Below are 13,451 nucleotides of genomic sequence, written 5' to 3'. Positions count from 1 at the left end.
GACAACGCCCAACGACCAAGCCGTGTCACACCTATCGGGCACCGTGGATGACAACACGCCGACCCGCGACGACATTCCCCCCCGGGCACGGACGTGAGGCAGGGACGAGCAGCCCACCCGTCCCCGCCTCACCCGACCCGACCACGGCAACACCGCGGATCAGGCGACCTCGACGCCGCCGATGGTCTTCTTGCCGCGCCTGAGCACGAGAAAGCGCCCCTGGAGCAGATCATCGCCGGTCGGCACGTACTCCTCGTCCGTGATCTTCACGTTGTTGAGGTAGGCGCCGCCCTCCTTGACCGCGCGCCGCGCGGCCGACTTCGACTCGACCAGGCCGCTTTCGGTCAGCAGGTCGACGTACGTCGCGCCCAGCGCGGATACGGCGGCCTTCGGGACCTCGGCCAGCGCCGACTCGAGGGTCCGGGCGTCGAGTTCGGCGAGTGATCCCTGCCCGAACAGCGCCCGGGATGCGGCGACGACCCGGGCCAGTTCGGCTTCGCCGTGGACCAGGGTGGTCAGGTCTTCGGCCAGAGCGCGCTGAGCCTGCCGCGCCGCCGGACGCTCGGCCACGGCCTTCTCCAACTCGTCGATCTCCTCACGCGAGCGGAAGGTGAAGACCTTGAGGAAGCGGGCGACGTCGCGGTCGTCGGCGTTCAGCCAGTACTGGTAGAACGCGTACGGCGACGTGAGGGCGGGATCCAGCCAGACGGCGCCGCCGGCCGTCTTGCCGAACTTGGTGCCGTCGGCCTTCGTGATCAGCTTTCCGGTGTAGGCGTGGACGTGCGCGCCCTCGACACGGCGGATGAGGTCGACACCCGCGGTGATGTTCCCCCACTGGTCGCTGCCGCCGACCTGCAGCGTGCAGCCGTGCCGGCGGTACAGCTCCAGGTAGTCGTTGGCCTGGAGGATCTGGTAGCTGAACTCCGTGTAGCTGAGCCCCTCCCCCGCCAGCCTGGCCGACACCGACTCCCTGGCCAGCATGCGGTTGACCGGGAAGTGCTTACCGACGTCACGCAGGAATTCGATCGCCGACAGCCCGGCCGTCCAGTCAAGGTTGCTGACCAGGGACGCGGCCGTCGGTCCCTCTTCGAACGAGAGGAACTTCTCGACCTGCACCCGGATCCGCGACACCCACTCCGCGACGACGTCCTCCGAGTTCAGCGCGCGCTCGGTGCTGCGTCCGCTCGGGTCACCGATGAGGCCGGTCGCGCCGCCGACCAGACCGATGGGCCGGTGACCGGCCCGCTGGAAGCGGGTGAGGATCAGCAGCGTGGCCAGGTTTCCCACGTGGAGCGAAGGCGCGGTCGGGTCGAAGCCCGCATAGACGGTGATCGGTCCCTCGGCCAGTGCCTTCCGCAGTGCGTCGGCATCGGTGGTCTGCGCGGTGACGTCGCGCCATTCAAGCTCATCGAGGAAGTCTGTCACTGCCCTGGCTTTCGCTAATCGATGGATGTACGGCTTACGCCCCCGTACCAGCCTGCCTGACCAGGAAACCCTATCGCCACTCGCCTACGGCCGAGGCAGGCGGCGGATCAAACCCGGGTGCGCTGACGCCGTACGTGCGGGCGATAGGGCGACACCGTGGGGTCGCCGTCGATCCAGAACCGCCAGGGGGTCTCGGCTCCGGCCGCGACCCCCGTGCGGGGCCCGGTCCTGACCAGCGACGGGTCGACCGGCGCCCCTTCGAAGACCCGGATCCGCCCGCCGGCCGAGCAGCAGTCCAGGCCGTTGTGCTCCCGGACCAGGCCCAGGGACACCGCGAGCCGCGCCGGGCCCCTCGCCAGATCGCGGTCGGGGACGGTCCGCGCCGTACGGCCCGCGGACGACCCGTTCGTCCCGTTCCCTCCCGCGAGGCGGCGGGAACGGGCCACGTCGGCTCCCGCGATCACCTCACCGGCCCGCATCAGCACGGCCGAACCCACATCCTCGGGCAGGCAGACGAGGTTCGCGCAGAAGTGCATGCCGTACGTGAAGTACACGTACACATGTCCCGGCTCGCCGAACATGACCGAGTTACGCGGCGTACGACCCCGGTAGGTGTGCGACGCCGGGTCCTGCCCGGGCCCGCCGTACGCCTCGACCTCGGTCAACCGTACGGCCACGGGCCCATGGGCGATCACGCGGCCGAGCAGGTCGGGCGCGACCTCGCAGGAGGGACGATCGAAGAAGGCCCGATCGAGCGGGCGGCCGAAGAGGCCACCCACCCCGGGCAGGTCCGGTCCCGCCTCGTCCAATCCTCGCCCGTCCAAACTCTCCCTCAGCTCTCGTTCGCCCAGGCCGCCTGATCGTCGACCGTCTCACGCAGCGCGGCGATCTGGTCCCGGACCCGGTCGGGGGCGGTGCCGCCGCGCGCGGCACGCGCGGCCAGGGCGCCCTGCACGTTCAGTACGTCCCGGACACTACCGTCCGGCCCGGAGGCGAAGTACGGGGAGACCTTCGCCAGCTCCTCGTCGGTCAGCTCGCCGAGGTCCTTGTCGTTCACCTGGCACCACACCACGAGGTGGCCGACCGCCTCATGTGCCTCCCGGAACGGAACACCCTGGCGGACCAGCAGCTCGGCGAGGTCGGTGGCGAGGGCGAACCCGTCGGGGGCGCTCGCCTCCAGCTTCGCCTTGTTCACCCGCATGGTCGACACCATCCCCGACACCGCGGGCAGCACGAGCAGCAGCGTGTCGACGGCGTCGAACACGGGTTCCTTGTCCTCCTGGAGGTCCCGGTTGTAGGTCAGCGGCAGGCCCTTCAGCGTGGTCAGCAGGGACATCAGCGACCCGATCAGGCGGCCGCTCTTGCCCCTGGCCAGCTCGGCCACGTCCGGGTTCTTCTTCTGCGGCATGATCGATGAGCCGGTGGAGTAGGCGTCGTCCACCTCGATCCAGCGGAACTCCTGCGACGCCCACAGCACGAGCTCCTCGCCGAGCCGGGAGATGTGCACTCCGATCATGGCGGCGCAGAACAGGAACTCGGCGGCGAAGTCGCGGTCGGCGACCGCGTCCATCGAGTTGGGCGCGGCGGAGTCGAACCCGAGCTCGGCGGCGACCGCGGCGGGGTCGAGCGGCAGCGAGGACCCGGCGAGCGCGCCGGACCCGAGCGGCGACACCGCGGCCCGCCGGTCCCAGTCGCGCAGCCGGTCCACGTCCCTGGTCAGCGCGTGAGCGTGCGCGAGCAGTTGGTGGCCGAACGCCACCGGCTGCGCGTGCTGCAGGTGGGTCATGCCCGGGGCGGCGGTCTCGGCGTGCTCCTCCGCCTGGCCGATCAGCGCCGTCTCCAGCTCCACGAGCCGGGAGACGATCGTGCGCACATGGTCACGCAGGTAGAGCCGCAGGTCGGTGGCGATCTGGTCGTTGCGGCTGCGACCGGCGCGCAGCTTGCCGCCGAGCGTGCCGAGGCGTTCGAGCAGGCCGCGTTCGAGCGCGGTGTGCACGTCCTCGTCGGCGACGGTGGGACGGAACTCCCCGTTCCGGCATGCCTGGTCCAGGTCGTCGAGCGCGCCGAGCATACGGTCGAGTTCGTCCTGCGCGAGGAGCCCGGCGCGGTGCAGCACCCGGGCGTGCGCGCGCGAGGCGAGCAGGTCGTACGGCGCCAGCCGCCAGTCGAACTGCACGCTCACCGACAGGCGTGTGAGCGCGTCCGAGGGTCCCCCCTCGAATCTGCCGCCCCACAGCCGCATCGGCTTGTTGTCCGCCACCGTCTTCTCCCTCCGACATGATGCTGTTAGCTGACGTACGCCCCGGCTCCGCAGCCGGGGGACCGGGGCGTATGGACAATACGCGAGGCCTGGGCCGTGCCGTACGGCCGTGCCGCGCTAGCGCACGTCCCTTGCGGCGGCGATCTTACTGGGCAGCGCCCAGAGCTGTACGAAGCCCTTGGCCAGCGACTGGTCGAAGGCGTCACCGGTGTCGTACGTGGCGAGCGAGAAGTCGTACAGCGAGTCGTCGGACCGGCGCCCGGTCACCACGGCGCGCCCGCCGTGCAGCACGAGCCGGATCTCGCCGGACACGTGGCGCTGCGCGTCGGCGATGAACGCGTCGAGGGCCCGCTTGAGCGGCGAGAACCACAGGCCGTCGTAGACCAGCTCGCCCCACCGCTGGTCGACCGACCGTTTGAACCGGGCGAGGTCACGCTCGACCGTGACGTTCTCCAGCTCCATGTGGGCCGTGATCAGCGCGATCGCGGCGGGCGCCTCGTACACCTCGCGTGACTTGATGCCGACGAGCCGGTCCTCGACCATGTCGAGCCGCCCGACCCCCTGGGCGCCGGCCCGCCGGTTGAGCTCGGCGATGATCTCGTACGGCGACAGCGTCCGCCCGTCGAGCGCCACGGGGACGCCCCGCGCGAAGGTGATCACGACCTCGTCGGGCTCGCGTGGCACGGCGGGGTCGGCGGTGTAGTCGTAGACGTCCTCGATCGGGCCGTTCCAGATGTCCTCGAGGAAGCCGGTCTCGACGGCGCGGCCCCAGAGATTCTGGTCGATCGAGTACGGCGACTTCTTGGTGACGTCGATCGGCAGGCCCTTCTCCTCGGCGAAGGCGATGGCCTTGTCGCGGGTCCAGGCGTAGTCGCGAGCCGGGGCGATGACCTTCAGGTCGGGGTTGAGCGCGGCCAGGCCGGCCTCGAACCTGACCTGGTCGTTGCCCTTCCCGGTGCAGCCGTGCGACACCTGCGTGCCGCCCAACTCCTTGGCCGCCGCGGCGAGGTGCTTGACGATGAGCGGCCGCGACAGCGCGCTGACCAGCGGGTAGCGGTCCATGTAGAGCGCGTTCGCCTGCAGGGCGGGGACGCAGAAGTCCCGTGCGAACTCCTCACGGGCGTCCACGACGACCGACTCGACGGCGCCGCAGTCGAGCGCCCGCTGCCGGATGACGTCCATGTTCTCGCCGCCCTGGCCGACGTCGATGGCGACGGCGATGACCTCGGCGCCGGTCTTCTCGGCCAGGAACGGGATGGCCACGCTTGTGTCGAGGCCACCGGAGTAGGCGAGTACAACCCTGTCGCTCATGAATTTCTCTTTTCCCATTGCAACTGCAAGATCACGGAGGGTGTTCGCGCAGGTGGTGCGGCATCTCTCGGAGAAACTGCAAGATCACAAACTGCCGAGGCGCAGGTCAGCGGCACCGGCTGCGAGCATTCGCAAGATCACGGCGTGGTCATCACGGTGGTCACGTGGTCCACGGTGGTCACGGTGGGGGTGGTGGGCGGCGGGGGGTGCCGGCCGGGGTGGCCATGTTGAGCAGCAACCTGGCCAGGGCGTCGCCCCCCGCGGGATCCCGGCTGATCACCAGGATCGTGTCGTCGCCGGCCACCGTGCCGAGGATCGACTCCCAGTCCGCGTGATCGATGGCCGAGGCGAGGAACTGCGCCGCCCCCGGAGGCGTACGGAGGATCACCAGGTTGGCCGAGGCCTCGGCCGACACCAGGAGCTCCTCGGCGATCCTGCGCAGCCGCGCGTCCGGATTCTCCGCCGAGCCGTTCGGCACGCCGGTCCGGTAGAGCGGGATCCGCCCCCCGCCCTCGCCGGGCAGCGCGTAGACCAGCGTGCCGTCGTCCGCTCGCAGCTTCAGCGCACCGAGTTCGTCGAGGTCCCGCGAGAGGGTGGCCTGCGTGACCTCCACGCCGCCCTCCGCGAGCAGCCGGGCCAACTCCGGCTGCGAGCGGACCTTGTGCCTGGTCAGCAGTTCGACGATGCGGGCGTGCCGCGCCGCCTTGGTGAGCGGGATGGTCACGACGCCTCCCCACCGCCCGTCTCCGCGCAGCCGCCCGTGGCCAGCCAGTGGAGCAGGGCCTTCTGCGCGTGCAGCCGGTTCTCCGCCTCGTCCCACACCACGCTGCGCGGGCCGTCGATCACCTCGGCGGTGATCTCCATCTCCCGGTAGGCCGGCAGGCAGTGCAGCACGATCGCGTCCGGCGCGGCCAGTTCGAGCAGCTTCGCGTTCACCTGGTAGGGGCCGAAAGCGGCGACCCGCTCCTCCTTGCCGTCCTGGCCCATCGACACCCAGGTGTCCGTGGCGACGACGTGGGCGCCGGCGACCGCCGCCTCCGGATCGCTGACCACCGTCACCGAGCCTCCCGTCTCCGCCGCGATCCGCGCCGCACGCTGCACGACGACGGCGTCCGGCGTGTATCCGGCCGGGGTGCCGATCCGCACGTGCATGCCGGCCGTGGCCCCGCCCAGCAGGTAGGAGTGCGCCATGTTGTTCGCCCCGTCCCCGAGGTAGGCCAGGGACACCCCGCGCAGGGCGCCCCGGTGCTCACGGACCGTGAGCAGGTCGGCGAGGATCTGGCAGGGATGGAACTCGTCGGTCAGCGCGTTCACCACCGGGACCGAGGACGCCGACGCCATCGCCTCGATGCGCTCCTGCCCCCCGGTCCGCCACACGATCGCCGCCACCTGGCGTGACAGCACGCGGGCGGTGTCCTCAATCGGCTCGCCGCGGCCCATCTGCGAGGTGCCCAGGTCCATGACCAGCGGCTGGCCGCCGAGCTCGGTGACGCCGACGCTGAACGAGAGCCTGGTACGGGTGGAGGCCTTGTCGAACAGCACGGCCACGGTCTGCGGGCCCTCGAACGGCCGGTAGCGGCTGCGCCGGCCCTGGGTGGCGGCGCGGTCCCGCTTCATCGCCTCGGCGAGGTCGAGCACCCGCGCCTGCTCCTCCGGCGACAGATCGTCATCTCGCAGGAAGTGCCTGACCTCAGACATCGGCGGCCTCCAGGATGGCGGGGAACGCGTCGAGGAAGCTCGACACCTCTGCTTCGGTGACGACCAACGGAGGGGCGAGCCGTACGGCGTCGGGCTGCACGGCGTTCACCAGGAAGCCGGCCTCCTGCGCCGCCGCCTGCACCTGACCGGCCCTGGCCGAGGTCAGCACGGCGGCCAGCCAGAGCCCTCGGCCCCGGACCCCCTTCAGCAGCGGGTGTGAGATGGCCGCGATCCCGTCGGCGAGCCGCCGTCCCACGGCCTCGACGTGCTCCAGCAGGCCCTCACGCTCGATCGTGTCGAGCACGGCGAGCGCGGCGGCGCACGACACCGGGTTGCCGCCGAAGGTCGAACCGTGGTCGCCCTTCTCGAAGATCGTGCCCGCCTCGCCGAAGCCGATGCACGCGCCGATCGGCATGCCGCCGCCGAGTCCCTTGGCCAGCGTCAGCACGTCGGGCAGCACACCCTCCGCCTGGTGGGCGAACCAGTGGCCGGTCCGCCCGATGGCCGACTGGATCTCGTCGGCGACGAGCAGCGCGCCCGCCGAGGAGCAGATCTCCCGGGCGGCCGCGAAATATCCGTCCGGCGGCGGCACGACCCCGGCCTCACCCTGGGTGGGCTCCAGGAACACCGCCGCGCAGTCGCCGGTCACCGCGTTCTTCAACGCGTCCGCGTCGCCGTACGGCACGAAGCGCACGTCGATCGGGAACGGGCCGAACTGGTCGCGGATCGAGGCCTTGCCGGTGAGCGACAACGCGCCGAGGGTCCGGCCGTGGAAGCCCATCTCGGCGGCGACGAAGTAGCTCCTGCCGTGTGCCCTGCCGTACTTGATGGCGAGCTTCAGCGCCGCCTCGTTGGCCTCGGTGCCGGAGTTGGCCAGGAACACCTTCGCCGGCCCGCCCAGCAGACCGATCAGCCGCTCGGCCAGCAGCACCTCGGGCTCGTGGAGGAACAGGTTCGAGGTGTGGGCGAGGACGGCGACCTGGCGGGAGACCGCCTCGACCAGGGCGGGATGGCCGTGGCCGAGCGACGTCACCGCGATGCCGCCGATGAGGTCGAGGTAGCGGCGGCCGTCGACGTCCCACACGACGCTGCCCTCGCCCCGGGCGATCGCCACGGGCGGCACGCCGTAGTTGGGCATGAACGCCGTCTCGAAGCGCTCGCTCAGCGCCTCAGTGCGCGTACTCATCTGGCCTCCTCCTCGCTCTCGTCGGTGCCGGGCACCACCATCGTGCCGATGCCCTGGTCGGTGAAGATCTCCAATAGCAGCGCGTGGGCCACCCGCCCGTCGAGGACGTGCGCCTGCGGCACCCCGCCGCGGACGGCCGACAGGCAGGCCTCCATCTTCGGCACCATGCCGCTGGACAGCGACGGCAGCAACTCGGCCAGGTCCGTCGCGCCGATCCGGCTGATCACCTCGTCACTGCTGGGCCAGTCCGCGTACAGGCCCTCCACGTCGGTCAGCACGATCAGCTTGGCCGCGCCGAGCGCCACGGCGAGCGCGGCCGCCGCGGTGTCGGCGTTGACGTTGTAGACGTCGGCGCCGGCGTCCACCCCGTCCGCCCCGTCCTGCCCGTCCTGCCCGTACTGCCCGGCGTCGAGGTCGGCGCGGGCGATCGACGACACCACGGGGATCCGCCCGTCGTCGAGCAGTGCCCGTACGGCTCCCGCGTCCACCCGGACGATCTCACCCACCTGACCGATGTCGACCTTGACGCCGTCGACGACCGCGTGCTTGCGCTCAGCGGTGAACAGGTGGGCGTCCTCGCCCGACATGCCGACCGCGAACGGCCCGTGCCGGTTGATCAGGCCGACCACGTCCCGGTTGACCTGGCCCGCCAGGACCATCCGGACGACCCGCATGGCCTCCGGCGTGGTGACCCGCAGGCCGGACACGAAATGGCTGTCGATCCCGAGCAGGTCGAGGTGGGCCTGGATCTGCGGGCCGCCGCCGTGGACGATCACCGGCCTGAGCCCGGCGTACCTGAGGAACACCACGTCGGCGGCGAACTTCGCGCGCAGGTGCTCCTCGGTCATGGCGTTTCCGCCGTACTTGATGACGATGGTCTCGCCGTGGAAGCGCGCCAGCCAGGGCAGCGCCTCGATCAGGGTGTGCGCCTTGTCCAGCGCGCCGCCCAGCCGCGCGCTCGCGTCGGTGAGGGGGGCGGTCATGACGAGTACGCCGAGTTCTCGTGGACGTACGCCGCGGTGAGATCCGTCGTGTGGACGGTCGCGGAGTGCGATCCGGCGGACAGGTCGACGGTGATGGTCACGTCGCGGGGGCGCAGGTCCGCCTTCGAACGGTCGTCACCGGCCGCGCCGCCGCGGCAGATCCAGATGCCGTTGATCGCGACGTTGAGCCGCTCGGGCTCGAAGGCGGCGTCGGTGGTGCCGACCGCGCTGACCACCCTGCCCCAGTTGGGGTCCTCCCCGTGGATCGCGCACTTGAGCAGGTTGGAGCGGGCCACGGCCCGGCCCACGGTCACCGCGTCGTGCTCCGAGGCCGCCCCGACCACCTCGATCGCGATGGCCTTGGTCGCGCCCTCGGCGTCGACCAGAAGCTGGCGGGCGAGGTCGGCGCAGACGGCGGTGACGACCTTCCCGAGCTCGGCGAGGTCCGGCCGCACCCCCGAGGCGCCGCTGGCCAGCAGCAGCACGGTGTCGTTGGTCGACATGCAGCCGTCGGTGTCGAGCCGGTCGAACGTCACGGCGGTGGCGTCGCGCAGCACCACGTCCAGGTCCTCGGCGCTGACGTCGGCGTCGGTGGTGATCACGCAGAGCATGGTGGCGAGGGCCGGCGCGAGCATGCCCGCGCCCTTGGCCATGCCGCCGACCATGTATCCGCCGTCCCCTCGGCGGAACGAGATCTTGCTGACGGTGTCGGTCGTCCTGATCGCATCGGCGGCCGCCAGGCCGCCGTCGCGCGAAAGCTGGGCGGCGGCCATGTCGACCCCGGCCAGCAGCGCGTCCATCGGCAGCCGCTCGCCGATCAGGCCGGTCGAGCAGACCGCGATCTCCGCGGCCCCGATCCCAGGGGCGCTGCCGCCCAGGACCTCGGCGGTCTTCTCCGCGGTGGCGTGGGTGTCCTGGAAGCCGAGCGGACCGGTGCAGGCGTTGGCGCCGCCCGAGTTGAGCACCACGGCCCGGACCCGGCCGCCGCTCAGGACCTGCGCCGACCACAGCACGGGCGCCGCCTTGACCCGGTTTCGGGTGAAGACGCCGGCCGCGGCGCACGACGGGCCGTCGTTGATGACGATGGCCAGGTCACGGGCACCGCCGCTCTTGATCCCCGCGGCCACGCCGGCCGCCCGGAACCCCTGCGGTGCTGTCACGCTCATGGCTGCTCCTCGGTTGAGACCGGCTCTGTGATCAAGGGGCGACTCCGTTCAGGGGAAGGCCGAGTTCTTCTGGAAGGCCAAGGGCGAGATTGGCGCTCTGGATCGCGCCGCCCGCCGTGCCCTTGGTGAGGTTGTCGATCGCGGCGACGGCGACGATCCGGCCCGCCCGCTCGTCCAGCGTGACCTGCAGGGCGGCCGTGTTGGCGCCGACCGTCATCGCGGTGGCGGGCCAGACGCCCTCAGGCAGCAGGCGCAGGAACGGTTCGTCCTTCACTGCCGTCTCGTACGCCTCCCGGAGCGCGGCGGCGGTGACGCCGGGCGTGGCGGGAGCCGTACAGGTGGCGAGGATGCCGCGGCTCATCGGCGCGAGCGTCGGGGTGAACGACACCCGGACCGGCCGCCCGGCCACCGCCGTCAGGTTCTGCTCCATCTCGGGGGTGTGCCGGTGGACACCGCCCACGCCGTACGCGCTGACCGAGCCCATGACCTCGCTGCCCAGCAGGTTCGGCTTGAGGGAGCGGCCGGCGCCGGAGGTGCCGCTCGCCGCGACCACGACGACGTCGGGCTCGGCCAGGCCGGCCGCGAACGCCGGGAACAGCGCGAGCGTCGCCGCGGTCGGGTAGCAGCCGGGGACCGCGATCCTGCGCGCGCCGCGCAGCCGCTCACGCCGGCCCGGCAGCTCCGGCAGGCCGTACGGCCAGGCGCCGGCGTGCTCGCCGCCGTAGAAGTGCGTCCAGTCCGCGGCGCTGGTGAGGCGGAAGTCGGCGCCACAGTCGACGATCAGCGTGTCCTGTCCGAGCCGGGCGGCGAGGTCGGCGGACTGGCCGTGCGGGAGGGCGAGGAAGACGACGTCGTGGCCGCTCAGCGCCTCCGGCGTGGTCTCCTCGATGATCCGGTCGGCGAGCGTGGGCAGGTGAGGCTGGTGCTCGCCGAGGCGGGTCCCCGCGCTCGACCCCGCGGTGAGCGTGCCGATGCCGATGGACGGGTGGCCGAGCAGCAGCCTGAGCAGCTCGCCCCCCGCGTACCCGCTCGCCCCGGCGACCGCCGCTTTCATCCCGTCCCCCAGCCTTTAGATGGCTTCTGCATGGCTATGCGGTACTGCTCATGAAATTGCTTACATGGAAAGTATGCAACCGACAGCATGATCATGCAACCACCGTCTCGCTGAGCGGACACCTGGCCTGCGTACCTACCGGTCGGTATCGTGATATTTCGGCGAACGACGACCCGGGAGCGCCCGACGATGACGATCACCAGGGAACAGGTCCAGGCCCAGCTCACCGCCCCCGGACAGCTCTTCGAGATGGAAGAGGCCGAGGTCGGCGGTCACAAGATCCGTACGTGGAAGCACGCCCCCTCGACCTTCCGGGCGCTGCTGGAGATCACCCGGTTCCATGGCGACAAGGTCTTCGTGGTCTACTCCGATGAGCGGTACACGTACGAGGAGCACTTCCGCCTGGCGGCGACGCTGGCGCACCGCCTGGTTGACGACTACGGCGTACGCAAGGGCGACCGGGTGGCCATCGCCATGCGGAACTACCCCGAGTGGATCGTCTCCTTCTCCGCCACCCTGGCCGTCGGGGCGGTCGCCGTACCGTTGAACGCGTGGTGGACGGAGCAGGAACTGACGTACGGCCTGGCCGACTCGGGGGCCAAGGTCGTGATCGCCGACGGAGAGCGCGCCGAGCGGCTGTCCGGCGCGGGGCTTCCCGTGATCGTCACGCGGGGCGCCGGCGCCGACCGCGCCGACTGGGCGAGCTGGGCCGAGGTGCTCGGCGAGGTGCGGGCCGATGTGACACTGCCGACGGTCGAGGTCGGCCCCGAGGACCCCGCCACGATCTTCTACACCTCCGGGACCACCGGCCGGCCCAAGGGCGCGCTCGGCAGCAACCTCAACCTCGGCCAGGCGCCGATGACCGTGGCCTACGCGACGATGCGCGGCGTCGCGCTCTCCGGCCAGGACCCGGCGGGCGCCGCGGGCAAACGCACCAGCACCCTCCTCGCCGTCCCGCTGTTCCACGCCACCGGGTGCTTCGCCGTGCTGCTGACCACGATGTTCAGCGGCGGCGGGCTGGTGCTCATGTACAAGTGGGACGCCGGCGTCGCGCTCGAGTTGATCGAGCGCGAGAAGGTCACCGGGATGACCGGTGTGCCGACCAGCGCCTGGCAACTCCTGTCGCACCCGTCCCTTCACGGCCGTGACATCTCGTCGCTCGGGTCGATCTCCTACGGGGGCGCGCCGGCCCCGCCCAAGCTGCTGGAACGGGTCACCGAGCTGCTCCCGGGCCGGACCCCGTCCAACGGGTACGGCATGACCGAGACGTCGGCGCTGGCCATCTACAACAGCGGCGGAGACTACCTCGCCAGGCCCGACAGCATCGGCCATCCGCTCCCGGTGGTGGATGTCAAGGTCTGCGACCCGCTCGGTGAGGAGCTGCCCCCGGGTCAGGTCGGCGAGCTGTGCGTCCGCGGACCGATCGTGATCATGGGGTATTGGAACCGGCCAGGGGCGACCGCCGAGACGTTCGTGGACGGCTGGCTGCACACCGGCGATCTCGCCAGGATCGACGAGGAGGGCTTCGTCTACGTCGTCGACCGAGCGAAGGACATGGTGATCCGCGGTGGCGAGAACGTCTACTGCGCCGAGGTCGAGGCGGCCTTGTTCGAACACCCGGCGGTGGACGACGCCGCGGTCATCGGCATCCCGGACGATGAGCTCGGCGAGCAGGTCGGGGCCGTCGTACGGATCAGGCCGGGCTCGGCGGCGTCCACCGAGGAACTGCGGGAGTTCCTGCGCGGACGACTGGCGGCCTTCAAGGTGCCGATCCGGTTCTGGTTCCGCGATGCCGAGCTGCCGCGCAACCCCGGCGGCAAGGTCCTCAAGACCCTGCTCAGGCAGGAGACCCTCGGCCGGTGAGTCCCTGCCGGATACGTCGGCCTGACCTTCGACGACGGCCCCGACCCGGGCAACACCACCACGCTGCTCGACACACTGAAAACAACGCCCGGCCGGCCCGGCGCAATACCATTCAGAGAAACGGATGGTGACGAAGGAATTTCGAGGGCCGCGAATCCCGGCCGAATCGCAGAAGATTGCCTCACCTGATGATTCGCCGCTTCGAGCGGCCGTGAGACTGCCAGGAAAGCGGGCTGGTACGGCTCCCGATCCAACAGGAGAGCCGTACCTCTAACGCCCGCATTCCGCTCCAGCAAGCCCCCCATGACTCGGCTGCGCCATCGCTGGAACGCTCTCCGAAAGAAAGCAATCGAAATCTATACAGAATCCGCAAACCATGTCCACAATGGCGGATGTGACCTGCATCACATCGAATTCTAGATTTCTTCTAGATAATTGAAAACGATAGCACCGGCTCAAGGTCGCCGCATTTTTCCGCGATCGCGAGAGCCACGTCCGAAACTCC

Annotated in this window: 11 protein-coding genes; 1 reads left to right on the top strand and 10 read right to left on the bottom strand. The window is 70.7% G+C overall.

The window, feature by feature from the left end; translation table 11 throughout:
* Positions 1-159: 159 nt before the first annotated feature.
* The 10 genes from tyrS to argC form a co-directional block, all read right to left on the bottom strand.
* The gene (tyrS, locus tag Mth01_RS15250; RefSeq protein ID WP_204016503.1) at positions 160-1,425 is read right to left on the bottom strand and encodes a tyrosine--tRNA ligase; all 1,266 of its coding nucleotides are present in this window, start codon (positions 1,423-1,425) and stop codon (positions 160-162) included.
* Positions 1,426-1,532: 107 nt separating this feature from the next.
* Positions 1,533-2,249, bottom strand: coding sequence for a DNA-3-methyladenine glycosylase (locus Mth01_RS15245; protein ID WP_308440802.1), 717 nt, complete (start codon positions 2,247-2,249; stop codon positions 1,533-1,535).
* An 8-nt stretch (positions 2,250-2,257) separates the two neighbouring features.
* The gene (argH, locus tag Mth01_RS15240; RefSeq protein ID WP_204016517.1) at positions 2,258-3,667 is read right to left on the bottom strand and encodes an argininosuccinate lyase; all 1,410 of its coding nucleotides are present in this window, start codon (positions 3,665-3,667) and stop codon (positions 2,258-2,260) included.
* 135 nt (positions 3,668-3,802) lie between these two features.
* A complete protein-coding gene (locus Mth01_RS15235) occupies positions 3,803-4,996 on the bottom strand; it encodes an argininosuccinate synthase (RefSeq protein ID WP_204016502.1) in 1,194 nt (397 codons plus the stop codon).
* A 178-nt stretch (positions 4,997-5,174) separates the two neighbouring features.
* Positions 5,175-5,720: an arginine repressor gene (locus Mth01_RS15230; RefSeq protein ID WP_204016501.1), complete on the bottom strand. Its 546-nt coding sequence runs from the start codon at positions 5,718-5,720 to the stop codon at positions 5,175-5,177.
* On the bottom strand, positions 5,717-6,694 hold the full coding sequence (argF, locus tag Mth01_RS15225) for an ornithine carbamoyltransferase (protein ID WP_204016500.1): 978 nt from the start codon (positions 6,692-6,694) through the stop codon (positions 5,717-5,719). Before argF ends, Mth01_RS15230 begins: the two co-directional genes overlap by 4 nt.
* Positions 6,687-7,880 carry an acetylornithine transaminase gene (locus Mth01_RS15220; RefSeq protein WP_204016499.1) on the bottom strand — a complete coding sequence of 398 codons (1,194 nt, stop codon included), beginning with the start codon at positions 7,878-7,880 and terminating at the stop codon, positions 6,687-6,689. Before Mth01_RS15220 ends, argF begins: the two co-directional genes overlap by 8 nt.
* Entirely contained in the window at positions 7,877-8,863 is a 987-nt protein-coding gene (argB, locus tag Mth01_RS15215) for an acetylglutamate kinase (protein WP_204016498.1), read from the bottom strand. Before argB ends, Mth01_RS15220 begins: the two co-directional genes overlap by 4 nt.
* Positions 8,860-10,029, bottom strand: a complete 1,170-nt coding sequence (argJ, locus tag Mth01_RS15210; protein ID WP_204016497.1) for a bifunctional glutamate N-acetyltransferase/amino-acid acetyltransferase ArgJ — start codon at positions 10,027-10,029, stop codon at positions 8,860-8,862. Before argJ ends, argB begins: the two co-directional genes overlap by 4 nt.
* Before the next feature lie 31 nt (positions 10,030-10,060).
* Positions 10,061-11,083 (bottom strand): N-acetyl-gamma-glutamyl-phosphate reductase, encoded by a 1,023-nt coding sequence (argC, locus tag Mth01_RS15205; protein WP_204016496.1) that lies wholly within the window; start codon positions 11,081-11,083, stop codon positions 10,061-10,063.
* A gap of 189 nt (positions 11,084-11,272) precedes the next feature.
* Here argC and Mth01_RS15200 point away from each other — a divergent pair, with 189 nt between their 5' ends.
* Positions 11,273-12,946, top strand: coding sequence for a class I adenylate-forming enzyme family protein (locus Mth01_RS15200; RefSeq protein WP_204016495.1), 1,674 nt, complete (start codon positions 11,273-11,275; stop codon positions 12,944-12,946).
* Positions 12,947-13,451: the final 505 nt, after the last annotated feature.

It is taken from the genome of Sphaerimonospora thailandensis (genome assembly GCF_016863115.1).
Classification (GTDB): domain Bacteria; phylum Actinomycetota; class Actinomycetes; order Streptosporangiales; family Streptosporangiaceae; genus Sphaerimonospora; species Sphaerimonospora cavernae.
The sequence above is the reverse complement of the archived record's forward strand: the minus strand, read 5'-3'. Positions and strand labels throughout refer to the sequence as shown.

What these genes read in the sequence shown, in the direction of transcription:
- argH (WP_204016517.1), bottom strand. Translation starts at nt 3,667, where the DNA reads ATGCGGCTGTGGGGCGGCAGATTCGAGGGGGGACCCTCGGACGCGCTC.
- Mth01_RS15235 (WP_204016502.1), bottom strand. Translation starts at nt 4,996, where the DNA reads ATGAGCGACAGGGTTGTACTCGCCTACTCCGGTGGCCTCGACACAAGC.
- argF (WP_204016500.1), bottom strand. Translation starts at nt 6,694, where the DNA reads ATGTCTGAGGTCAGGCACTTCCTGCGAGATGACGATCTGTCGCCGGAG.
- Mth01_RS15220 (WP_204016499.1), bottom strand. Translation starts at nt 7,880, where the DNA reads ATGAGTACGCGCACTGAGGCGCTGAGCGAGCGCTTCGAGACGGCGTTC.
- argB (WP_204016498.1), bottom strand. Translation starts at nt 8,863, where the DNA reads ATGACCGCCCCCCTCACCGACGCGAGCGCGCGGCTGGGCGGCGCGCTG.
- argJ (WP_204016497.1), bottom strand. Translation starts at nt 10,029, where the DNA reads ATGAGCGTGACAGCACCGCAGGGGTTCCGGGCGGCCGGCGTGGCCGCG.
- argC (WP_204016496.1), bottom strand. Translation starts at nt 11,083, where the DNA reads ATGAAAGCGGCGGTCGCCGGGGCGAGCGGGTACGCGGGGGGCGAGCTG.
- Mth01_RS15200 (WP_204016495.1), top strand. Translation starts at nt 11,273, where the DNA reads ATGACGATCACCAGGGAACAGGTCCAGGCCCAGCTCACCGCCCCCGGA.